This is a genomic window from Dehalobacter sp., assembly GCA_023667845.1.
Lineage (GTDB): Bacteria > Bacillota > Desulfitobacteriia > Desulfitobacteriales > Syntrophobotulaceae > Dehalobacter.
This window is the reverse complement of record JAMPIU010000050.1, coordinates 114535-137748: the sequence shown is the minus strand read 5'-3', so window position 1 is coordinate 137748 and position 23214 is coordinate 114535. Positions and strand designations below refer to the sequence as shown.

Here is a 23214-nt window from a genome sequence, read left to right as displayed (position 1 = left end):
TGCGGCCTTTCCCCTTGGCTTTACAGGTATCACATATCATATTCATTACCTCCCAAGTTCAGCTGCCTCATCTGATAAGCCTGATAGAACGTTTTTCCACTCCGATCCAACATGTACGGAAAAAATATTTCCTCCATCTGGACCATTTCTGTCTCCAGAATTGCCATCTGAGCCTCGATCCAATCCTTCAGTATCCGCCAGGCAACTCGCTCGGCCTGATCATAATCCGGAACAATTTTGATCTTCCCTTGTTTCTTCTGCTGCTTCAGCACTTCGAAAGCCTGCGGAACATTTGCCGGCAGCCGGAACCCGGCTTCACCCTGCGGAGTCATCATTGAGAAGTTCAGGCTTTTGATCCTGCCTTTCTCGTCAAAGTCCTGCATGATCTTCCTGGCGCCATGCTCGACCAGTGTTTTCTGGATCTCACCAAGTGTCGTATGGACATCGATTTTGGTTGTATAATTTAGGAGTCCCATCTATCTCACCCTTTCAAGCTAAATACCATTCAGCTTCTCAATGATTCCTTCCCGGATCTTCGTCCGGCTTAACCCATCCCAATGCCCGTCCATGCCCCGGCCGACCTGGGCAAGCCAGAAGGCGTCGCACTCATCATTGTTTACAAACTCAATTCCAAATTCTTTGTAGGCCTGCAGGATCATGGCCGGCTTATCACAGTTTCCTTTGCCGGTTGCGAATTTTTTAAGCGTTGAAGGATTGACCAGTACAAACTTATTCCATAAATTAAGCCGGTAAATTCTGTTTTTAATTACCCCAACCAGCTCCGCCCGTTCAATTGTATAGGGGCTTTTCGAACCTGCCGGCAGCTCCTCCATAATGATCTTTTCCGGGATCCAAGACATAAAATAAGCATCAGCCTCGTTGTGGATATCGATTATTCTTTGAAAGCCGGTATTTTTACTCTTAAAATGTGTAGACTCGATACATGGAAGTTTGTCTCCGGCAACACAGAAGCCTGGTGAAGTTAACGATGGATCTATTCCAAGATAAAAAATCAATTCAATCACTTCCTCTTTCTTTTCCGTTCTCCAATTTTGTTACAAATATCGGCGATGATTATCCCCGTCCGGGTCATCTCAGCGTCATTCTGAATCAAATGCTTTTGGTTCATTCGAACAAGCTGTGCTTGTAATAATAAAATCAGATTGTCCGGATCGAAGTTACCCCGGTTCCCGTCACCGAAAATAACGACATGTTTTTTAGGAATTGGACCGTTCGCATTTTCCCAAATAACCTGATGTTTTAATCTCCACTTCCTTGGATCCGCAACTTTGACTTCAGCATATCCATCAACACTGATTCTTTCGGATCCAACCGGTCTGTAGTTTACCGGCATATTTCCCTCTTTGAACTGCGTCGCTTTCATCCCTGGATAGGAAATACCTTTTTTCCCCTTGTTATGAGGGATGAGGCCTTTCTGAAAGCGTCCGGTCAATCCGCTATCAAGATTGAACCTGGAATAAAAGTTTTTCATCTGCTCTTTGGTGTAGCTCGTCCCAAACGTTTCATTCAACAGATCCGCCATAGCCTGATGCCCAACACCAACATAATGCGCTTTAATAAATTTCCGAACGTTGTCTGGGTATTGCTTTGTTGGCATACCGGCAGGAATTCCGCACATGGTTCCGCTTTTTAGGCCATGGTTATGCTTATATGATTTCATTTTTGCTTCAGTGAAGTCGGTGCCGAATTCATTATTAACTAAGTCGACAAGAGCTTTTGTTGTTATTCCATCAACATTCCGCTCAATAAAAGCCTTAACTTCTTCAGAGTATTTTTTCATAGCCTAGTCCCGTTCATAATCGATTTTTAATTTCTCAGGGATCTTTCTTGAATTGGCGCTGCCACGTGAATCCTGCGGGATGGGTATAGCGCCTTCAAAGATTTCAGGAAGGGCTTTACTATCTGGGAAAAATTCTTCTTTGACTTTTATGGCATTAAGTGCCAGATTTCCATTATTGACAATTTGCTGAGCTACATTGGTAACTGCTTTGGCCCTTCCAATTTCTTCGAGCAGCTTATCTCCGGTAAGAGACTCTTCTCCAAGCCGTTCCAGCTGAGCAAATAAGTGGTTGTTCAGGTCTGTGAGCTTATTTTTCATGAACCAATATCCCCCTTGCTTTTAATCTCTGAACTTTTGTTTTGATTGATATCTGATTCCTGTCTAACAGGTTCGCAATTGTTGTCGTCGATATATTACTTTTAACCATGGCAATAAGCTTTTCTGTTTCTTCCAGCGTCCATTCTCTGCGTGTCTCAGGCAATGGCCTATATTTTACTCCGATGATATAGAGCCGGTTTTGTATACCAAGCTCTGTCCTGTTCAATAACGTTGCCAGCTGCCGGAACGTGTACCTCATCGTCATAAGATAAGCTACTAGTCTATCTTCTTCCTCCTTAGTCCACGGACGTTCCCATCCTTTTTTGCCCCTGTCATAAAAATCATATTTTCTGCATTCTTCAACCCATTCTGGTTCTTTACCGAGAGCATTCTTTTCAACCTTACTGAAGTCAATGAATTTACGATTCAACTTTGCCCACGGCCAGAATAGATCTAAATTGATCATTATTTTGCTTAATCTGGTTCCAGGCAAGAACTTGATGACAGGAAGCCCCTTTTTGATCCAATAATCATAAATTGTCTCAGGGCAAACGCCCATGGCCTCCGCAAATTCATGAACAGGAATACCGTGATGACTTTTTGTATTTGTTTCATATCCATGTCTTTTTCTCCAGGCATCAACGGCTTTTTCATTTTTACCTAAGTTTTTAGAGATAGTTTTAAGGCTTTTATTTCCCCAACTACTTTCAAAATAGGTTATTTGTTCAGATGTCCATGGCTTAGCCATCAAACATCACCCCCTGCTCAGACTGTGTCTCCGTTACCGGTAAATTATTAACTTTTTCACTCATCCATTCCGCCGGCAGATCCACGCCTTCGGTAACCCTCATCGCCCTGGATAGCTTTAAGATTCCGATCAGCTTATCCCTATACGGATCAAGATGAACACTTTTCAACTGATCCCACTCCGCTGCGCTGAATTCACCAGGGAGCAACCGGAAACTGTTTCTATTTAACGTGATCTCTCCGCCTCCGCATCTCACTCCATGCAGCACATAATACAATTCTTTCTCTATGTGCCAGCAATTCCAAAGGAGATCTTCCCAGTATTTATGGTCCACAGCTTTGTCGACCCGGGGGTCAATGTATCCATATTTCCTTTGATCATCTTGGAGATCGGATGTTTGTGGTGCAGAAAACTGGATAGAATCAAGCTTTGGACTATTTTTCGAATCGGAATTTATCATTTCTGAGTATCTACTCACGACGTCAACTCCCTTCTCTGACCGTTCCAGGCGTTCCACCTTGTTCCACCTACCATATTTTTACTGGAACGCCTCTCAAGCCAGACGTGTCAAGGCTTTAGCTTATCGCCGTTCCACCGTTCCACAATTTTCGGGTTTTTTGGTATTTGTAAATATTGATGAATAATTGTCTGGAAATATTTTGGTAATTGTGATTATTTCCCCAAAGAAAACTCTATTTTGTAAAATGTTGCATTTTTGATGGAACGCTGGAACGGCAAACCCTCAATCCGTTGGTATTACTGGCTTTAAAGGCGTTCCACCAAATTGAAAAGTGGTGGAACGGTGGTGGAACAGGTGGAACGCTTATTTCGAATTCTGAAATATATTTAATATCCATCTTCATCGGTGGTTGAGTGGTTATGCCCCATTTCGTCTAATGAATCCGCTATTTCCATAATAATTTCATTAGCTTCTGAAAGATTAACCACTACAGCCCTCCTTGGAACCTTCCCAATCCGAACCTTTAGTGAAACGTCTTTACAATAAGGCTCTTCTTTCAAATACTTTGTGATAGATTGCAAGTCAAACGGTTCGCGACCGGTACGTTTTCTGAAGTAGCTGCTCCACTCGTTGTATGCCCCCTGTAGCCACACATAAAGCTTATTTCCTTCAATCTTTAGATGTTTTTCACCCAACAGATTTGAGCTAATCATCGAGTTTACGTCTGTCCAGAACTGATTGAGCATATGGTCTTCTTCGCCGGTTCGTTTGATCTCTTGGCAGGACTTCTCAACCCACTTGATAAACTCCGCGTCCTGCATCACAACCGTATCAAAACATGCTGCACAAATTGCCCAGTTCTCTGCTGTCCGGTCTGTAATTCCACGTTCCAGTAGAACCAATTTCAGCTCTGCAATGTTGTCAAGGATCCGTTTCCTGTACATCTCGTAATTCTTAATCAGATAAAAAGTTAACCAACTAAAATATTCACAAGACTTGTTAAGCCATTCATAGTAATCACGATTTCGCTTGTAGGCGCTGATCTGCAGCGGGATGCATCGGGTAAACAACCCATTATCCTTTGGCAGCTCCTCCCCAGATATTGCGATCGCCGAATGAACTGAGAATCCTTTTGTCTGGAAGGCTGTTGCCGTACCTTTTCCAGAAAGCTGCCGGTTGTAGGCAGACCTGAAGAGCCCGTCTTTTTCAATAACACCAGGCTCGTTCCGATACTCGTCCAGCCAGATCCCCATGCAGCTCCAGTATGATAAAGCCCGAGCAATAAAGTTTGCCGTCGTAGTCTTTCCGACACTGATCCCTTCCGTCTCAACTCCAAAGAACATCATGATCCAGCGCATAAAGGTTGATTTTCCTGATTCTCTTTTTCCATGGGGGAACAAAATCGGCATGCACTTGTACTTTGCAAAAATATCCTTACTAAAGATCGTTGCAATTACCCAACCAATTCCCACGTAAGCCTCATATCCACCAACTGAATGGCGCATCCTATCAGCGATATCCTGAATGCTGATATCTTTCTCACCAAGACAGGGAATCGAATCTTCAGTTATTCCACGTCCTTCAGACGTGCCTACACTGAAACTCTGTGGCTTATACCCCTTACCTTCCACCCAGATGATCCCATCATTGTCCGGTCGGTAAACCTTCCCGTTCTTTATGGCCATATTTCCAAAGAGCCAAACTTTATGCTGTTCAATCCAACCTATCTGCTCCGGCATGTAGATCAGATCTCCATCGTTATTCAGAAACTCATATTCCCAAATGTTTGTAAGATCTGTCCCGTTACCTTTGAAAACATAATTTCCTTTACCCATAACGAACTTCTTAAAAGCATCCGCCGCGGCCATTGCCGTGGACTCCATTGGGAATATCTCCGAAGCCTCACCGTAAGTATTTACAAGCTGAACATTTCGGATGACATTGCCCTGGGTAAAGAAGTTAGATTTGATATCAATCACAAAGTTACTGATTTCTTTATCAATCTCTTGGCCACTAGGTCCGTGGAATGTCGTAATGTACTTATTGAATTCTCTCCGGACATTCTTCTTTGAAAAATGCTTGGCGATTTTCTTTTTGATAACCTTCTGGCAGTCTTCATCCATGGAAGCCAGAAACTCTTTATGATTTTTTGCCTGCGATATAACCTTCTTGATTTCTGCAGCTGTCCGACCCTGCGCGAGAGCTCCGTCAAAATCAATCTTCCCATCAATCCGCCACTCTGCAGGAAGCCAGCCTATTGTTGTCTTGAACCCAGCCTGCAGAAGCTTGTAGCCCATGATGTACGACCAGTATTGCGTGTCGTAGCGCTTTTGGACTTGTTCTTTAAAGTTTGAATACGCCGGGTTTCCTTTTTCCTCAGAGTCAAAGATGATACAGACTTCTTTGACATCAAACTCTTGGAGAAGATAAACCAACCGGTCAAAATTCTTGTCACCAAAGGATCCAGTGCCTGGTCCGCCGATCCCCGGGATCCCCCAGGCATAGAGTGCGTTTGTTTTAAATTCCCCTTCTGTCAGTACAACCTTTCTGGGATGATCTTTTAGAAAATATCGGGAATATGGTTCCGTCGGAATGTCCCCAAGTCCTAATTTGTGAGGCCTAAGATGATACACTTTTCCGTACTCATCCAAATACGGGATGATGATTCTGTTATCAAGCAACTGTTTTTCCGGAAGAAGTGTTCCATTGACTTCCCTGAGGATTCCTACTTCAAGAAGTCTCTCATTTGCGTACTCCCTCTGAAGCCGCGATATGACTTCCCGGATATAATCTCCGCCGCTGCGGAACCGAAACTCATCAATGATCTGATCCGTAAATCCGCGCTTTTTCTTTAAGCTTTCCCGGTCCTCCGGATTAAGCTTTGCAAGTTCTATGAGCCGTTCGTAAGGATGCTTTTCTTCGCCATCCTCTTGGCTATCTTCTGTCGGCTCCGGTATTATGTCCGACCTGTTTTCTGACGGCGCCACGTCCGACTTCGGATATTCTGAATCCGCTGCGTCTAGTTCTTGTTCTGATGCCTCCCCTGGAGGACCACCTTCACTGCCCCGGGCGGTATTCTTCTCCACCTGACTGCCTTTAGGTTTTCTCCGTCCGGCAGCCGGCGGCTCTTCACTGATTCCTAAATACTGCTTAATTTCCTTGACCGCTTGGCTGTTGCCTATTCCTTGCAGCTGAGCAAGGAATAGAATCTGATTTCCATGCCTTTTGCAAGAAAAGCATTGCCAAAGTCCTTTTTCAGTGTTTAAGCTGAACTTCTTCTTATGGCAAAATGGGCATTCACCCTCGGCTTTTCCTCCCTTTTCTTTGGTGGGTATAAAACCGTATCTTTTGAAAAAATCTATGTTATTGATAGCGTTAATTATTTCTTCGAGACTGCGAGACAATCTATCACCGCCTTTTATGAGGGGATAGAGCTGGGGAGGAAAATTCCAGCTCCATTTATCTATGCTGTACTATTTATTAAGATTAATGAGCCGATTCCTAAGCATCGTGTATCGCTCTTTCTTGTCCTTATTACTTAGGCAACGCTTGACAGCACTTTCCTGACAAACAAGAATCAGCTTATCTTTCGCCCTGGTGATGCCGGTATAAAATAGATTCTTCTGCAGCATGATGTAATGACTCCGCATCACGACCATAATCACCAGCGGAAACTCAGAACCCTGAGATTTATGAACCGTCGAGGCATAGGCGAGAGTAAGGATATTAACGTTTTCATCATTGAATGTTACTTCTTCCCCATCGAAATTGACGCGAATCTCGCTGCCGTTAATAGCCTGAATGATTCCAATATCCCCGTTAAACACGCCAAGATTATAGTTGTTTTTCATAACCATAATTTTATCGTTCAAGCGAAATAACCGATCTTTGCCGTACTTGTATTCTGCTTTTCCAAATCCGGACGGATTCACAATTTCCCGGATAACCTCATTTAAGTTGTCAACTCCGATGATCCCTTTCTTCATTGGTGCTAGAACTTGAAACTCCATTATGCCCAGGCCATCCTTCTTGGCCTGTCTTACCTCATCCTTGATGCGTTCCAGCGCTTGCTCCGGATCATCGTTCATAATACTTTTCCAATCCTGCTCATCCTGGTATAATCGGCAATCGTCCTGTTCTGCAATTCTGGATGCTTCCAGAGCGATCCGGCTCCCTGATGCCTGCCGGTAATTAAACTTAAGTCTGGTAGTAATAACCTTCCTTGACTCAATGATATCTTCCAGGACCTTCCCCGGGCCGACGGATGGCAACTGATCAACGTCACCGACGATGATCATGACCATATCATTCGATACCGACTCAAAAAGGCACTTGGATAATTCTAAATCGCACATAGAAAATTCATCGACAATCAGAAGTCCTGAAGGCAGCGGGTTAGCGGCATTATACTCAAATCCTTTTTCAAAGGGATTATATCGGAGCAGCCGGTGTATTGTTTTTGCTTCTATTCCCGTTGCCTCCGCCATTCTCTTGGCTGCCCGGCCGGTTGGAGCTGCCAACATAATAGTTTCGCTTGGCTTCTTTACTTGCTCGTTGGCAAGGTTCAAATATGCCTCAATGATCCCCTTGATAACCGTCGTCTTCCCGGTACCAGGGCCACCAGTAACAACTGAAAGTGACTTCTTAAATGCGTTGATGATAGCTTCTTTTTGTTCTTTCGCGTATACGACGCCCAGTTTCTCCTGGATATTTTCTATAATGCTTTCCATCTTTCCGGGAGGTTGGTCAAAATATCGTCCCAGAGTCCCGGCTAAATTCATAACATCATGAGCTAGCTGCACTTCATCCTCATGCATTGAGGTAAGGTAAATTGCATCCCCTTCCCTGTGCACTACCCCGCGCTTCTCCAGCTCAATGTAGGCATCCCGGATATGGTCGACACAGATCATTGACTGCTTGCCAAGCAACTTCTCGATCTCAATCATAGTGTCTCTGGGCCTGAGGAAAACATGGCCATCATTGCCGGCTTCCTTCAATGCATATTGATAGGCAGCCTCAACCCGGTACGGAGAATCAGGGGCAATATTTACCGAAAGACCAATTCGGTCAGCAACCTTGAACCCGATTCCATAGACTTCATCGGCCAGAATATAAGGATTCTCTTTTACGATCTTGGCGCTTTCTGCACCGTATTTGGTATAAATTCGATTTGCTGTCCCCATACCCACACCTTCTCTGCAGATAAGCGAGGAAAGCTCAGCCAGATTCGTATTCTTCATGAGTCCTTCTGTCAGATCAGCTCTTTGGGCAATTGTGAGAAAATCAAATTGCAGCAATGCTCCTGGATCAGCAATGATCTTTTGAAGAGAATCATCCCCAAGAATATCAACAATTTTTTTGGCCTTGGCCAAGCCTACACCACTGGCAAGCGTTGCTAGATATGCAATGGCTCCCTGTTTTTCTTTTGGCAGAACTACCTCAGCCTTTTCAAACTGAAACTGTTTTCCATACTGTGGGTGCTGCTTCCATGAACCGGAGAAAGAATACTCATCCCCAGCTCGGACTGCAGCCAAGCTTCCAACAACAGAAATCGGGTTGAACTCTTCAAAATCTTCTTGTTTGTTTTTTGGATTGACTGTCAATACGGACCAGCCATTTTGCGGGTTATGAAATCTGACACCGGTCACTGTACCGGTTAGAGTTGTTGATTGGGCTGTTTCTGTTGCCATACGACAATCACATCCTTTCTGCCAAATATTATGCCTTCTTCAAATGTATCCACAGGAATGTCCAACTTGTATCCCTGAATATCCCCACCGGTATCTGTAGCAACGCGCCAACCGATTCCTTTGATGTAAACCTTACTTCCCAGCGGGATTATGCTCGGATCCACAGATACTCCTGAATCAATGTTTTCCGCCGTACTTACTCCTGAAGTCATTGCCGTACCATCCCCCCAAGAGTTTAATCCGTTGCGATCATCTAAAGGTGAATATGCTGACGCTTCGAAGATCCCTATCTTCCATGTATCCAGAAAACTGTCAACCGATTGATCGAGCTCAGTCTGGCTGTTTTTAAGCTTTGCATGTTCTTCTTTAAGTTTTTGCAGATCTTCTTTCAATAATTGGTTTTCCGTTCTAAGGATTGATATCTGCTGACTCATCGAAATGAAGCCCAGGAGAGGAAAAAAACCAACGACAATTAGGATTATTAACGAGACTATGAGGTATCTGATATCTTTTTTCACACCGCAACCCTCCCCAGCTTTTCCCGGGCTTCGCTGATTCGACGCAGCGCCTCATCCTTTACGCCTGGAGAAAGCGTTTCAAGGTTGGCCATATTTTCGACAATCTCCTGAACTTCCAGAAATTTTGCCTCGCCGTCCTGTTGCAGGCTTTCAAAAAACGTTTCCAGCCAGTTCTCATGTTCTTTCTTCTCGACAATGGCCTCCCGATCAAGGACTTCATCTGCCGGCCGCGCGGACTGCAGCGGGATAAGCTCAGCTTCAAAATCCGTTTTACTCCGGACGGTGAGCAACGCGACCTGGATGGTTCGTTTCATTTCGGCTTCGCTGGCAGATAGCCGGCATAGGGCACCTGGATTGATGAACAGTTTTCCGTTTTTCCGTCGGATAACGCCGAAGCCGTCGTGGTAATGGCCTGAGATAATGATGTCTGCATCTGTTTCGACCTCATCGATGATGGCGTGTCGCATACCAGTAATCGGCGGCGTGGCCATGAGCATGGAGTGGACGACGTGGATTCCAACGGTATCTTCATCATAGCGATCTGTCGAATATTGTTTTACCCCTTCGGAAGTATCTGTCTGAAAATCGAATCCACATCCCGAAACGGTCAAGTAAACATCCTTCATATCTCCAAAGTTAATATTGAAATGCGTCTCGAAGTTCTCTTCCTCAAGGTCATGTATAAATCCTAACTTACTAAGCAATCCATAAGGCGTCCGTTCTAATGCTGCCTTATTTCCTGCTGGTAAGTCATGATTTCCCGAAATAGTTAGAACCTGTACGTTGAATTCATCAATCCATGTATTTAAGCAATACCCTAATTTGGCGATCGCTTTTAATCCGACATTGGCAGTATCAAAAATATCTCCAGGAATGATAATTGCTTCGGCACCATGTTCTTGAGCTAATTGAAACACTTCCAGGAGCTTAGATAACATAGCATCCTCAAAGGCATCTTTCCTACTTCTTGGATTCTCACTCCGGAAGTGAAGATCACCGGTAACTACAATCTTCAGGCCATCGTGATACATGTTACTCATCACATCTCACCCCCAAGAATCTGCTGGGCTCTGCTGATGCCCTTCTCCTGCGTAACATACCAGGCAACATCCGCCGCATCAGCCAGGATACCATGGTGGGTAATCATGATGATCTGTCTCCCGGTTTTCTCTCCGTACTTTGATAGAAAAGCCGCGACATTCGGGAGATATTCCCGAGAGATCATCTTACCTGGCTCGTCCAGGATCACCGGACCGTCATGCTTTGGCCTAGCCAGTTCCAGAAGGGAAAGCCGCAAAGCTAAGGACACGACATCCGTTACCCCCCCGCCTCTGGCATCCTCTGGGTTGGCCGCAACCTCATAATCTTTATAGGAAGAGATTACTTGCCAGTTTGCCGTCGGATTACCGCCTGACTGTCCAAGTTCGATTGAAAAACTTATTCCTGGATCTTCAAAAACACTCCGGAGAGCTGCAGTTACTGTCTCTTCAATTTTCTGTTTCAGCTGCTCTCTGGCGTATTCACTGGACCGGGAGAGCAGGAGTTGCACCTGCTCCCAGGTTGAAACATTGCTATTAACAGATGTCAATTCTGACTGCTTACTACGAAGCTGCTCGGAAAGCTGATCCCTTTTTCCTTTGGCCATATCCAAATTGCTTTTGAGTTTGGCCGTTTGATTCTCAATATCAAAGACTGTCATGCTCATAATGCGACAGCTTCTTTCATCATTTCTGTTTCAGCCAAGATCCTCTCAGCCTCGGCCAGATTATCGGTAACACTCTGTTCGAGCTGAGCAATCACATCAGGCAGATCATTGGGTTCGTAGCCGAGATCTCTGATCTTCCCAACCACTTCCTGCAGCTGCTTTTCGGCCATTTCCAGGTTTGCCTCTGCCCTGGTCTTCTCGTTCTTCTTTGCTTCGAGCCTGCTTTTCAGGCTGCTGATTCTATTTTCAAAGTTATCCATCTCAGATTACCTCCCGTAATTTTTCAATATTGATTTCTCCCCCGCAGGTTGGGCAAGTGCCCAGATCACTCATAAAAGTGATATACTCCGCGTCCAGCGCCTCGACTTCTGCTTCCAGAGTTGTGATCTTACTTCTCCCGAACGACTCTGTATTAACCCAGTCAGAATACTTTTTTTGCAGCTCTTCGATGACTCCCAGATCAAAATTCTTCCCTGTGGCTAATTCCATAGTGCCCATTACATTATCTAGACTTAATAGGCATTCAACTGTTTTCCTCATAGATACAACTCCATGATTAGCCTGACTATACAATTCGTATATATTACTCACCTTAGTGGCTGTCTCGGCAGATTCAGCCGCAGCTTGCAACAAAGGGAAAACAGCTTCATATTGATTTGCCAGTCCTCTGATTTTTACTTGGTTAGCATCTTTTTGGAGATCAATCAGTAAATACCGGTTCCAGCAATTAAGTAGCGTTTTCCCTTTCGTTAATTTTTCCTGAGCAGCAACTAGACAATTATTTGCTGACTCAATTTCTTTGAGATCTTCAAGCATGCAGATAGACTCTGATGTCAGATCCATAACTTTCTCGTAATCTTGGTATAGAGAAGTGAGGTTATTCCTTTTGTGGATCTCAATTTGAGCAATATCCACTGCGTTTAGTCCCTGATCAATTGGTAACAATCTCTTAAGTGTGGTTTGCAGATTGACCGCTTGCTGTGAAAGGTCCCGATATTGCCGAGATAGATCCTGAAGGGTTTCAACAGACCTCTGATTGCGTTTAGTGTTCTCGATTATGATTTGTAAAGTGGCAAGCTGCCTTTCCCTGTCTGGGATCCATGAATACTCATCCAAAGCCTTAAGGTTTGATTCAATATCTTTGGTGATACCTTCTTTTTGCCTATTAGCCCTATACAGATCAGTTCCAACTTCCTTGCCGGCAAAATCGATTTCTTCTGTACCGGCAAGTTTACCCAGTACCTTTGCCCGAGCTGATCCAGGTACGGACTTGCCTAAAAACGGTCCGTCTAGCTGCTCAGAAAGATTGAGCATAAAATGAATGTCTCCGATTTGCAGCTTCCGGATCCCTGTAGCCTCTTGGACTTCTATAGGAACTCCGGTACCGAACCCCTCAAAAACTTGGCCATCAACGGTATAGCGGTTAATCCCACCACGGGTTCTGATCCTCTCTACTACGGTACCGCCTTCAAAGATCACTGACACAACGCATTTATCTTCCCCAACGGTTATGAAGTCGCTGCCCTGCGGGACATTGTAAAACACCCAGCGCAGCGCACGGATCACTGCAGACTTGCCGGAGTCTGACGGCCCGGTAATGACCGTCAGACCATGATTGGCAAAATCAATTAAAGTGCTCTTATGTGATTGGAAGTTGGCTATTTTGATAGACCCTATCCTTTTAATAAGGCTGTCCATCATCAACACCGCTTTCTGCGCCCTGCATATACTCGTCATCATCAATCGCAATATGCTTCCAGCCTTCAACGAACTTACTGCGAAGCCTATTTAAATCAAGCATTTCAGTGGCAGAAAAGTCCTTACCGTTCTTCATTATCGCCACTGCAAAGTCAAATCCGTCATTGGTCTGCTTTGTAAGAGAGAACTTAACTTCTTTGGCAATGTCAGGGATCCGGTTTGTCAGCCTGGCCGAGAAGAAATTATCAATTGGAGAAATAGAAGTCGGCGGGAAAGAAATCTGAATAGGAAGAGCGTTATTTTGAGTCATTAAGAAAAGACGTCTCATTTCTTTGCATGCTTTCCCTTTGCCCTTTTTCCCTGAACCCCAAGCATTCTGGGGGCAACTGGCGCATTTTCTTCTGTTCCCGTCTCCATCAATGCCTTCTATGGCATCGAAAGAAGAGCATAAAGGAGTCTTATTTCCTTCCTCCCAGCAGCCACGAACCTTTTGCTTATAAAGCACAGCGGCTACGAGTTCATCAATGGAATTTCCGAAAGGATCGACAAAGACCTGAGCATCTTTATTTATTTTGTATCTCTGGGGACGAAAGTCGATTCCGTCCCTGCTTTCCTCAAAGTTCTGGCCTAACACGACCGCAAGTTCTTGTTTTTCAGCCTCAGTCAGACCGGTGGTGTCTACTCCTGGAATTATCAAAGCGTTTTGTTCTGTCATAATGTTTTTCTCCTCCGTTTACTATTTTTCGATTACCACTTTTTCACCGTTCAACCAGCCTTCTTGAAAGTCAATGCTGGTTTCTTCAATGACTTTTTCGGCGTGTTCGCTTACTTCATCCCAATCCATGTTGTTGGCTGCCCAATCACGCAATTCATGATCATCTGTCATGGTGAACTCGAATTCTTCCTCATAGGTGGTTTCTGGATCGATTTTGGCATAATACGCAGCCCTATTGTCAGCAATAATTTTTGCCGGAACGTCCCATTTGCTTTGATCTGGCATTGTCACACGCAAAAATATTTCAGGCATTCCCTACACTTCCAGCCGCATCAAACTCAGTCTTGCCGCCAGCACACCACCGACTACCTGATAGGCTTTTAACTCATCGTAGAGCTGCTCCAGTTTGAACTGCTCAGCATCCATCTCGTCCAAGGTTTCCTTGTACGGACCCCAGGCCTGCTGGTACTCAAAATTATGCTTCTTCCGGATCTCCAACTCCGCCCGGCGGGTCGTATCATTAGAAAATTTTTGTTTCCCGGCATCGGTTGTTTCTGCTGCGATCACCGCGGCAATCATCGACTCAGCGTTAACCAGGTTGCTTTTGGCTTCTTCAAAGGTAGTACGGGTTTGTTTGCAGATCTCTTTCTGGACCCGGATCTTCTCCGGAATGGCTATGATATTTCTGGAAAAACCTTCTACATCCAGCTGCTTCTCAATTTCCTTGCGGCTGAATTGGACTGAATCATAGACTGCTTCAAATACAATTTCCCGCATATTTTCAAAGGTTTCTTTGGAGCTTTTCTCCATATCTCGCATGAATTGTCTGATATCCATGTTTACAAAATCCCCCAATCCTCATATAATTAGTTTTAAGATAAGTTTTTTTAGCGGAGCCCCGGCCAGTGCAATGACCGGAGCTTTTTTCTTTGTCCTGTTTTTTTGCCGACATACTCCGGCATGGTTATTCGGTAATAATGATCCGATTTTCTTCGATAAGATCTTCGAATTCTTCTGAAAAATATTCCTTGATGTTCTTTCTTGCCTGAATTCTCCAAGCTCCACCATCAGCCTCAAAGAGTGCAACACCTGAACCTGTCTGTAGGCGAACAAGAAATTCACTTCTTGGTTGATCTACTTCGATGAATGTACGATATGGCGCCAAGAGAACAATCGGCTTAAGAGGGACCATTGAGACGGAAGCGATTCCGGTTTTTACAGCAGTAGTCTGGGAAAATCCGTCATCAGAACTTGTTTTAACTGCATCCTCTTGGATATTTCCTAGGTAGGCAATGAGATCATCCCGGGATGGTGTTTCCAGGAAACAGCTCTTTAACTGAATATTCATGGCTTCGAAGTCAACAAATTTTCCTAACACAATATGGGGAACTTCAGCCACCGCTGAGTACAGTTCGTAACGATCAAGATTTGCGCCGAATGAAGAACTGACAGAAATCTCCGTAGGGCTTTTCACATGAATAATTATTTTTCTGTCAGCAAGTCTTTTATGTCCAATCTCTCCGGAGACCAGGTTAACCAAGCTTGCGAGGCTCCTTGTCTGCAGCCCATGCGGAATAATTTCCGGAATCTTGTTTAGAGACTTATCGGCAAATGTCATGCCATCATGTTCAAAAATCTCCGGTGCTTTTAGGGAAAGGATATATTGAAGCGCTTCTTTAATCATTTTGGTTTCTTTCCTCCTAGTGCAAATTTATTTAGCAATTCTAATAACTTTTTGTTCCTCAGATTCGGCAAACATTGTGACCTGATTTGGATTATCCCTGGTAAGCTCAGCAGCCATCGGATTTCCTTCACGATCTGCTTCAACAATAATGTTGGTAACAATCGGTTTGATCGGGGCCAGTGTCGGCTTGGCCTGCGCAGAGCAGTTTACGATCTCCCTGCTTTCGTCTGGCTTGAAAGTCAGATTGATTGTGAGTTTTCGGGGAGTCTTAACCTCAGTATTCGGATCAAGGATATTCTCCATGACCAGCTTCATAGCATGATCAATCTGTTCCAGGATTGCCCCTTTTGCGAGTTCCATGATGTTGACTTCTTTTGTCTGTGCCATCTCATTTTTTACCTCCTTCCTATTTCAGCATTCCATTTATATAAAGCAGCTCAATGAGTTTATTGCTGCGCTCTTTGTCGTGCTCCTGGGCTGTCCTGCGTTCAATGAAGCAACTTGTTTTGGTTGCTATAATGGTTTGCAATCTTTCCCGATTGCGGTTTCGTTTGCGCTTGGCCATAAAATGAACCCCTTCCTTTCTTGCCGGTGCCGATCGCCCAGATTGGTTCCTAGGCAATAGCCACAAAACAAGTCATCTTGATTTCATTGCCTGAAACAGCGCCTGTCTCCCACGTTCGCTTCCTAGCCATTCGCGAAGTGCTTCACGCGGAAACTTAACCGTTTTTGGGCCAAACCAAAGAGCCGGAAATCCTGTTTTAGGAACGGTGTGAGCGAGTTCATATATCCTATTCCTACCTATCCCAAACTCTTGGGATGCTTGCTGCGCCGTTAATAATGTTTCAGTTCTTTTTTGATTCGGGAATTCAATTAGCTTCGCTGGTTCCATGAATATTTCATCTCCTCCACTTGTTATGTATAAAAAAAATGATAAATTGATAATAATATTATCATTAAAGAGTAAAAAAACACCGAGCCAAAGTTCAAATATTTAAAATGGTATTGACGATAAAATAATTATCGCATATAATTGACTTGAGATAATTATTTTATCGCTTTGTATCTGTCTTCACACTTACTGCTTAAGTCTGGGAATAGTTTTTCTAATGGTTCTCCGAAGTAGTTACATAATCTGAACATCAAATCACGACCAGGCATGAAAGTGCCATTCTCAATCATTCTTAAATAAACTTTAGATATCCCAACTTCCAAGGCTACTTGTCCTTGGGTACCTTTTTTCTTTCTGCATTCTGAAAAATATTCTCTTTTTGCACTCACTCATTTTCACCTCTCTGGTAAATTATATTTGATAAAAATATTATCGTCAAGTAGTTTTTGATAAAAATATTATCAAAATGTAAGGAGGCTCCGTTTTATGATCGGTGAAATATTAGTTAGACTCCGAGAGAAGAAAAAATTAACCCAGGACCAAGTTGCAAATGATTTGAATATTAAAAGAGCTCGCTATAGTTCTTGGGAGAACAATATTGCGAGCCCAGGCCTTGAATATTTAAAAGTTCTTGCTAAATACTTCGGCGTTTCTCTTGATAATTTAGCTGGCGAGTCAATCCTTGAGTTGCCTTTCGTTACCAGAAAATCCTTTAAAAACTTTATGGAATACTATTTCCCTAAGATTATTATGTATCTTACAGCGAATATGAAGATCCTATCAGAAGAAGAAAAAGCATCCGCAAAAAAGATTGGTGATATAGTCCAAAATCAATCTTCTTTCGACTTAATGGATTCCTGGCAACAACAAGAACTCGTTAAAGCTCTATTTGAGATAGTTGATTCAGATCTGCCAATAATAGTCCCAAAATTCATTCTCCCTGATGAAACTCTTAAAGAAATTCCTAATAGTCATTTCTTTCTGAAAAGCATATCTGAAAACATTACACCTTTAGAATTTAAACCTTATACAAAAATACCTGTCTTAGGAGAGATAGTCGCCGGTCTCCCCCTTGAGGCCCACGAAGATATTCTCGGATACGAAGATATTCCTATCGAGCTAGCAAAAAATGGCGAATACTTTGGATTAAAGGTTAAAGGCGATTCAATGGAGCCCCGAATTAAGAAGGGCGATATTCTCATTATAAAAAAACAACCTGATATTGATAGCGGAGATATCGGGATTGTTTTAATCAACGGAGAGTCAGCTACCGTTAAACAAATACACAAGGCTGAAACAGGTATAACTCTCCAGGCATGGAATACGGCATATCCTACAAAGTTTTATTCAAACAAAGAAATTGAGACTCTCCCAGTAATGATATTGGGGAAAGTAGTTGAATTCAGAGGAAAAATATAAGCTGTATTTAACAAGGAGGCGTATTCCATGACTGACATTGAAAAGAAAAAGAAAAAGAGAAAAAGGGGCAACAACGAGGGTACGATCTGGGCCTATGAATACGGATATAAAGGACAAATTACCCTCCCTGGGAAAAACCCTAATACAGGGAAACCCTATCGGCCTACATTTACAGGAAAAACCAGAAAAGAAGTTGCAGATAAAATTACCGAAGCACTTGATAAAGTGAATAAGAATAAATATATTCATCCTTCTAAAATTACTCTACGGGACTGGACGACAACTTGGAAAAAGAATTATTCAAAAATTAAAGATACAACCTGGCGTGGATATGAGACTGAACTTCGCAATCATATTTTCCCAGCATTAGGTGATTACACTTTATATGAGCTCGAGCAGGATCCATGCTTAATTCAGTTGATGATAAATAACATGGAAAAGGCTCCTCGCAAAGATAAAAGGATTGGCAAGATACTAAGAACGTTACGAAACGAAAAAGATTTAAGCGAAGAAGATATATCCAAAGCTATTAAAATTGATTTAGACGTATATCTTTCTTGGGAAAAGAATTTGGAAATTCCAGATGTCTACTCAATCCAAAAAATAGCCGACTTTCATCAAGTCAGTACCCAAAAGCTAAAAATATACTTATCTTCGGCCACGATCATTAAGGCTCATCGAATAATCCACAGTATTCTCGAAAAGGCTAAAAAACTCAAAAAGATTTCTTCTAATCCTGCTGACGGTATTGATGTACCTTCGCTAGATTCTGAAGAAACCCAGACATTAACTGATGACGAGATGAGTAAATTTTTGACAGAGATTATGAACTATCGCTATTATGCCGGCTTTATTCTCCTTATAGGATCCGGAATGCGCCCAGGGGAAATGATAGCTTTAAAATGGCCACTGGTTGATATTAAAGACAGGACCATTAGTATAGAGGAGACGCGGGAAAGAGTACTAAATGAAGATCCGGATGATGAAAGGAAGACAAAGGTTATAAGCCAAGAAGCTAAGACTAAAAAGAGTAAAAGAACTCTTGTATTAGCCAAAAGAGTAGCCGCTGCATTGAGGCTACATCGGATCAAACAGATCAAAGAAAGGCTCCTTGCCGGAGACCAATACAACAATCAAGGTTATGTCTTTGCAACTCCAACAGGAGAGTCAGTTGATTACCGGAACTTTTACCGATCGTTCCAAGCTTGTTTAAAAAGATGCGAAATCCCCCCTGTTAAGCTTTATGCCCTTCGGCATACTTACGCTACAATACTTTTGGAAGACGGCGAAGATCTCAGAGTTATTCAAGAAATTTTAGGCCATACAGATATCCGAACAACAAAAATATATACCCGGGTTCGGAGAAAACTCAAAGAACAGGCAGCAACAAAAATTGACGGCCATCTAAGGAAGAAGAAGCCGCCAAAGGATGAAAAAAACGAAAAAATAATTACGTTGCAGAAGAGTTGCAGAAGTTAAGTGATTGCAGAAGAAAATATAAAAGCAAAAGACACCGCAAACCCTTGCGGTGTCTATGTTTCTTGTGGAGCCGATGGTCGGAATCGAACCGACGACCTGCTCATTACGAGTGAGCTGCTCTACCCCTGAGCCACATCGGCATGTTTGGTAACCCATAAGCTTTAACAGTATAACATAAGAAAAATAATTTGTTAAGGGTAAAATAATCAAAAATGTGGGAAAATGAGAAAATTTATAAGGAATGTTTAATGCTCCGGCTGCAAATAATAAAATTTAACATATTCAGGCTGCTTACATGTTGAAGATGTACTTCACAGGAGATAAACTTACAAAAAAGGATGTGGTCTTTTTGCTATTAGATCTGCGAATATTGGTAATTGCACTTACTCCGGTCATTGCTCTAGCCCTGGCAGTCTATTATACCGACCGTTTCGATAAAGAGCCTTTGTATCTTCTTATAAAAGTTTTTATCCTGGGAGCGCTGGCAGTCATCCCGATCGTGCTGTTTGAAAAATTTCTGACATCCGTGAACATCTTTACCGGGGTAGCGGCAGCTTTTTTCAATGCCTTTGTCGTTGCGGGATTGACCGAAGAATTTTTCAAAAGGGCAGTCGTCCTGCGGACAGTCTATCGGAATCCGGCGTTTGATGAAAAACTAGACGGAATTGTCTATGCCGTATTTGCCGCGCTTGGCTTCGCAACAGTCGAGAACATCATGTATGTCCTTGTAAACTTTTCAGCCAACCCGTATGTAGGCCTTTCCAGAGGAATATTCTCAGTGCCGACCCACGTGCTGCTTGGTGTGACGATGGGATACTACCTTTCCCTGGCAAAGTTCTCCAATCATCCTCATCTTGAAAGAGCTTACCTCAGAAAATCCTTATATGTTCCTATCCTGCTTCACGGTTTTTTTGACTTTATTCTGATGTCGGAAATTCCGATTCTGCTTACGCTGTTTTTACCGTATATCATTTACCTGTGGACGGTTAATCTTAGGAAACTTAACAGGTATTACAAAGAATCAAGGGAAAAATACCAAAAAATTCCCGCCCGACAACCTGCTGAATAAAAGACTGTACACCTATGTCCTGTCACCATTGTAAATGCAGACTAAAACCCGACAGGAAAAAGGAACCGAGATACTCGGTTCCTTTTTCCTGTCGGACTTATTAAGTAATTTTGCCGACTCGTTAAGGATTATGCTGGATCCGTCCTTCTCTCTCATATTCGCGATTCGGTACGAATAAGAGTGTGATGCAATACAGGCCGCTGAGTCCGACCAGCGCATAGACGATTCTCGGAGGGAGCGGACTGATCCCCCCGAGGAGGGCATTGACAAGATCAAATTGGAAAAAGCCAATCATTCCCCAGTTAATGGCCCCGATGATAATAATTGCAAGGGCAATCTTCTGCCAGATATTCATGTACAACCTCCTTAAAAAGTTAATTATTAATAGGATGTCGTTAAAATGTAAAATTTATACATCAAAACATTAATTTACGATTTAGAAACAATCATTTATAATAATTTAGGACTTGTGTTTTTGTTTTAATAAAAGGAACAAGGGTCAAAAAATGTACCAAAAAGGAGTATTTATGAACGAACGTCATGACCACACCCACGATGACAGCAAAACGGTTAAGCGCACCCTTTTGTTTATGGCAACCGCAGGTTCTTTTCTGACTCCATTTATGATTTCATCGATCAATATCGCGCTGCCTGCAATTCAAAAGGAATTTGCAGCAGATGCTGTCGTTTTAAGCTGGATTGCGACATCTTTCCTGTTGTCTTCGGCTGTGTTTCTTCTTCCTATCGGCAAACTCGCCGACATCCTTGGCCGGACCAGGCTTTATAAATGGGGGATAATTTCATTTACTGCATTTACGTTAATCTCAGGTTTTGTCCCAAATATTGAACTATTAATCGTGATGAGAGTCCTGCAGGGAATTAGTGCATCGATGATCGCAACTGCGGGAATGGCGCTGATCACCTCGGTCTTTCCACCACAGGAACGCGGCAAAGCCCTGGGCTTTAATGTTTCAGCCATATATGTAGGACTTGCTGTCGGGCCTTTTCTAGGCGGATTCTTAACCGAGTATTGGGGCTGGAGAAGCATTTTTTTGGTATTGGTTCCTTTGGGGGTCCTGATCACGGTTTTAACGATTACATATGTCAAGAGCGATTGGGCCGATGCCAAAAATGATAAACTGGATATTCCAGGCAGTATGATCTTCGCCGTTACCCTGATTGCGCTTATCTATGGTTCGAGCATTTTACCCGATATTCTCGGGATTATCCTGATCCTCTTCAGCATTGTTTGTTTTGTTTTCTTTGTGAAACGCCAGCTCAAGGTCCCGAATCCCGTGTTAGAAATCAGGCTTTTTCAGGATAACCGGGTTTTTGCTTTTTCCAACGTCGCAGCATTGATCAATTATGCTGGATCGTACTCCGTAACTTTTCTTCTGAGTCTATATCTGCAGTACGTCCAGGGTATGTCTTCAGAACATGCCGGAATCATCCTGATCATCCAACCTATTATCCAGTCTTTAATTTCCCCTTTGGCCGGACGTATTTCCGATAAAAAAGAACCTGCCAATATTGCCTCTTTGGGCATGGCTGGAACAGCCGCAGGCTTGTTTCTTCTTTCCTTTATCGGCCCGCATACTTCTCTGTTCCTGATCATCGCTGCTTTGATGGTGCTGGGTATTGGATTTGCCTTATTCTCTTCTCCCAATACCAATGCAGTCATGAGTTCCGTAGATAAGCATTATTACGGGATTGCCTCCGCCTCAGTATCTGTGATGAGGGTTCTCGGTCAGATGCTGAGTATGGCTACAGCTACGCTGCTGATTTCCATATTTGTCGGCAAAAACCAGATTACCCCTGAAAACTATCCGCAATTTATACAGAGTATTCGCCTTGCTTTTCTGATCTCAGCCTGCCTTTGTGCTGTTGGTATTTTCTTCTCTTTCTCCCGCGGTAAAATCCACGTCAATAATAATCAGGCATAAAGTTTGTGCTCCTTGTTATCCATGACACTGCGGCATTAGGCCGTACATGGTGATCATGAAGATACCCGGTAGCTTAACTGACCGGGTATCTGTTTCCGCTACAGGGCGGATAGCCTTCGAAAAAGGTTATTTACCTTACGGTATTTCCCTTTTCCCAATACTATCTTTTGCAGCTTCAGACAATAATATTCGCAGGTTGATTTTGATTTGTTGATTCTCGATTGTTTTATTTAAATCAAAATATTAATTTTTTCCAGTTATAAATCAAACCACAATTTCGTCGGTATTATGGTTTAAGATGGATAATCTGGTTATATTATTTATTGATTTTTGTGTATTTTATGATTATTATTATATTGTCTTCGTTTTACTCATTTAGTCTCATTTTTTGACCTTCAATTTATAAGAAGGTCTTTTTTTGGTTTAAATTTGGTTCAATTATAAATATTTTATCTTAATAATCGCGAAGAACAGAGCGTAGGATTTTCCCAGATCTGGTCATTGGTAGTTTTTCACGAATTAAAACCCGGATGGGCATTTTAAATGAAAAACTGTTTCTGATGTACTGTTCTACCGCCGAGCAGTATTGTTCTCTTTCTTCCTTCGCCGAAAAAGAATCTTCGAGCGCAAGATATACTTTGAGGATCACGCTTTCACCATCCTGGCTGTTAACGATGACACCTGCTTCGAACACTTTGGGATAATTATAAAGAGCAGACTCTACTTGGTAATAACTTACAAATTTATCATTAACGATAAGACCGTCAAGCTCCCGGCCATTTAAGATTTCAAAGTCAGGTAGTGCTGCATATCCGGACATTGCGTTTTTCCTCCCTTCTTGTGACAAAACATTGCAGTTATAGACTAAGCTGTAAAATGCGTATAAATCTTATATTTTAGTCGTATTTGTATTATAATATTAAATGCGGCTTTTCCCTACCGATTTGAGGTTAATGGCATTGTTGGAAGGCTGAACAGCTCTAATTCTCATGTTAACTGTTTTCAGGAAGAATATCTTTGATTTACGTATTGACAGATACCTTTTTCAAGATATTTGGGTATAATGTAATAGGAA

Annotated in this window: 26 protein-coding genes, 1 tRNA gene and 2 pseudogenes; 5 read left to right on the top strand and 24 right to left on the bottom strand. The window is 42.8% G+C overall.

The features are described from left to right. Positions 1-29: 29 nt before the first annotated feature. The 21 genes from NC238_02930 to NC238_02830 all read right to left on the bottom strand — a co-directional run bounded on the left by NC238_02930 (position 30) and on the right by NC238_02830 (position 16618). Entirely contained in the window at positions 30-476 is a 447-nt protein-coding gene (locus NC238_02930) for a hypothetical protein (protein MCM1564908.1), read from the bottom strand. 18 nt (positions 477-494) lie between these two features. After that, a complete protein-coding gene (locus NC238_02925) occupies positions 495-1025 on the bottom strand; it encodes a Holliday junction endonuclease (GenBank protein ID MCM1564907.1) in 531 nt (176 codons plus the stop codon). Then, positions 1022-1801: an HNH endonuclease gene (locus NC238_02920; protein ID MCM1564906.1), complete on the bottom strand. Its 780-nt coding sequence runs from the start codon at positions 1799-1801 to the stop codon at positions 1022-1024. Before NC238_02920 ends, NC238_02925 begins: the two co-directional genes overlap by 4 nt. 3 nt (positions 1802-1804) lie before the next feature. Next, the gene (locus tag NC238_02915) at positions 1805-2119 is read right to left on the bottom strand and encodes a hypothetical protein (GenBank protein MCM1564905.1); all 315 of its coding nucleotides are present in this window, start codon (positions 2117-2119) and stop codon (positions 1805-1807) included. Next, entirely contained in the window at positions 2109-2867 is a 759-nt protein-coding gene (locus NC238_02910; GenBank protein ID MCM1564904.1) for a hypothetical protein, read from the bottom strand. Before NC238_02910 ends, NC238_02915 begins: the two co-directional genes overlap by 11 nt. Next, the gene (locus NC238_02905) at positions 2860-3345 is read right to left on the bottom strand and encodes a hypothetical protein (protein MCM1564903.1); all 486 of its coding nucleotides are present in this window, start codon (positions 3343-3345) and stop codon (positions 2860-2862) included. Before NC238_02905 ends, NC238_02910 begins: the two co-directional genes overlap by 8 nt. A gap of 368 nt (positions 3346-3713) precedes the next feature. Further along, on the bottom strand, positions 3714-6731 hold the full coding sequence (locus NC238_02900) for a CHC2 zinc finger domain-containing protein (protein ID MCM1564902.1): 3018 nt from the start codon (positions 6729-6731) through the stop codon (positions 3714-3716). A gap of 69 nt (positions 6732-6800) precedes the next feature. Further along, positions 6801-9017: an ATP-dependent RecD-like DNA helicase gene (locus NC238_02895; GenBank protein MCM1564901.1), complete on the bottom strand. Its 2217-nt coding sequence runs from the start codon at positions 9015-9017 to the stop codon at positions 6801-6803. Beyond that, entirely contained in the window at positions 8984-9535 is a 552-nt protein-coding gene (locus tag NC238_02890) for a 3D domain-containing protein (GenBank protein MCM1564900.1), read from the bottom strand. The genes NC238_02895 and NC238_02890 overlap by 34 nt, the downstream gene beginning before the upstream one ends. Beyond that, positions 9532-10575, bottom strand: a complete 1044-nt coding sequence (locus tag NC238_02885; protein MCM1564899.1) for a metallophosphoesterase — start codon at positions 10573-10575, stop codon at positions 9532-9534. The genes NC238_02890 and NC238_02885 overlap by 4 nt, the downstream gene beginning before the upstream one ends. Continuing rightward, complete coding sequence (locus tag NC238_02880) at positions 10575-11240, bottom strand: hypothetical protein (GenBank protein ID MCM1564898.1); 666 nt, start codon at positions 11238-11240, stop codon at positions 10575-10577. Before NC238_02880 ends, NC238_02885 begins: the two co-directional genes overlap by 1 nt. Further along, positions 11237-11500, bottom strand: coding sequence for a hypothetical protein (locus NC238_02875; GenBank protein MCM1564897.1), 264 nt, complete (start codon positions 11498-11500; stop codon positions 11237-11239). The genes NC238_02880 and NC238_02875 overlap by 4 nt, the downstream gene beginning before the upstream one ends. Before the next feature lies 1 nt (position 11501). Then, positions 11502-12980 carry an AAA family ATPase gene (locus NC238_02870; GenBank protein ID MCM1564896.1) on the bottom strand — a complete coding sequence of 493 codons (1479 nt, stop codon included), beginning with the start codon at positions 12978-12980 and terminating at the stop codon, positions 11502-11504. After that, the gene (locus tag NC238_02865; protein ID MCM1564895.1) at positions 12922-13653 is read right to left on the bottom strand and encodes a hypothetical protein; all 732 of its coding nucleotides are present in this window, start codon (positions 13651-13653) and stop codon (positions 12922-12924) included. Before NC238_02865 ends, NC238_02870 begins: the two co-directional genes overlap by 59 nt. Positions 13654-13674: 21 nt before the next feature. Beyond that, positions 13675-13965: a hypothetical protein gene (locus tag NC238_02860; protein ID MCM1564894.1), complete on the bottom strand. Its 291-nt coding sequence runs from the start codon at positions 13963-13965 to the stop codon at positions 13675-13677. 3 nt (positions 13966-13968) lie between these two features. After that, complete coding sequence (locus tag NC238_02855; protein ID MCM1564893.1) at positions 13969-14490, bottom strand: hypothetical protein; 522 nt, start codon at positions 14488-14490, stop codon at positions 13969-13971. A 127-nt stretch (positions 14491-14617) separates the two neighbouring features. Beyond that, positions 14618-15337: a hypothetical protein gene (locus NC238_02850; GenBank protein ID MCM1564892.1), complete on the bottom strand. Its 720-nt coding sequence runs from the start codon at positions 15335-15337 to the stop codon at positions 14618-14620. A gap of 27 nt (positions 15338-15364) precedes the next feature. Continuing rightward, the gene (locus NC238_02845) at positions 15365-15724 is read right to left on the bottom strand and encodes a hypothetical protein (protein ID MCM1564891.1); all 360 of its coding nucleotides are present in this window, start codon (positions 15722-15724) and stop codon (positions 15365-15367) included. A gap of 19 nt (positions 15725-15743) precedes the next feature. After that, the gene (locus NC238_02840) at positions 15744-15902 is read right to left on the bottom strand and encodes a hypothetical protein (GenBank protein MCM1564890.1); all 159 of its coding nucleotides are present in this window, start codon (positions 15900-15902) and stop codon (positions 15744-15746) included. A gap of 72 nt (positions 15903-15974) precedes the next feature. After that, positions 15975-16229: a helix-turn-helix domain-containing protein gene (locus tag NC238_02835; protein MCM1564889.1), complete on the bottom strand. Its 255-nt coding sequence runs from the start codon at positions 16227-16229 to the stop codon at positions 15975-15977. Between the two features lie 155 nt (positions 16230-16384). Beyond that, positions 16385-16618 (bottom strand): helix-turn-helix domain-containing protein, encoded by a 234-nt coding sequence (locus NC238_02830; protein ID MCM1564888.1) that lies wholly within the window; start codon positions 16616-16618, stop codon positions 16385-16387. Between the two features lie 97 nt (positions 16619-16715). Between NC238_02830 and NC238_02825 the strand changes: the two genes are divergently transcribed. The 3 genes and pseudogenes from NC238_02825 to NC238_02815 all read left to right on the top strand — a co-directional run bounded on the left by NC238_02825 (position 16716) and on the right by NC238_02815 (position 19007). Then, entirely contained in the window at positions 16716-17648 is a 933-nt protein-coding gene (locus NC238_02825) for an XRE family transcriptional regulator (GenBank protein ID MCM1564887.1), read from the top strand. A gap of 27 nt (positions 17649-17675) precedes the next feature. Beyond that, positions 17676-18014 (top strand): annotated as a pseudogene (locus NC238_02820) (site-specific integrase). Between the two features lie 459 nt (positions 18015-18473). Next, positions 18474-19007 (top strand): annotated as a pseudogene (locus tag NC238_02815) (site-specific integrase). Between the two features lie 185 nt (positions 19008-19192). Here the strand turns inward: NC238_02815 and NC238_02810 are convergent. After that, positions 19193-19267: transfer RNA gene (locus NC238_02810), tRNA-Thr, on the bottom strand. A gap of 209 nt (positions 19268-19476) precedes the next feature. Between NC238_02810 and NC238_02805 the strand changes: the two genes are divergently transcribed. Next, the gene (locus tag NC238_02805) at positions 19477-20196 is read left to right on the top strand and encodes a PrsW family glutamic-type intramembrane protease (GenBank protein MCM1564886.1); all 720 of its coding nucleotides are present in this window, start codon (positions 19477-19479) and stop codon (positions 20194-20196) included. A gap of 121 nt (positions 20197-20317) precedes the next feature. Here the strand turns inward: NC238_02805 and NC238_02800 are convergent, their stop codons facing one another. After that, a complete protein-coding gene (locus NC238_02800; protein ID MCM1564885.1) occupies positions 20318-20551 on the bottom strand; it encodes a DUF378 domain-containing protein in 234 nt (77 codons plus the stop codon). A gap of 172 nt (positions 20552-20723) precedes the next feature. On the opposite strand from NC238_02800, the gene NC238_02795 reads away from it, so the two are divergent. Beyond that, positions 20724-22139 carry an MFS transporter gene (locus NC238_02795; GenBank protein MCM1564884.1) on the top strand — a complete coding sequence of 472 codons (1416 nt, stop codon included), beginning with the start codon at positions 20724-20726 and terminating at the stop codon, positions 22137-22139. 454 nt (positions 22140-22593) lie between these two features. Here NC238_02795 and NC238_02790 read toward each other — a convergent pair whose 3' ends face one another. Next, the gene (locus NC238_02790) at positions 22594-22959 is read right to left on the bottom strand and encodes a hypothetical protein (GenBank protein MCM1564883.1); all 366 of its coding nucleotides are present in this window, start codon (positions 22957-22959) and stop codon (positions 22594-22596) included. Positions 22960-23214: the final 255 nt, after the last annotated feature.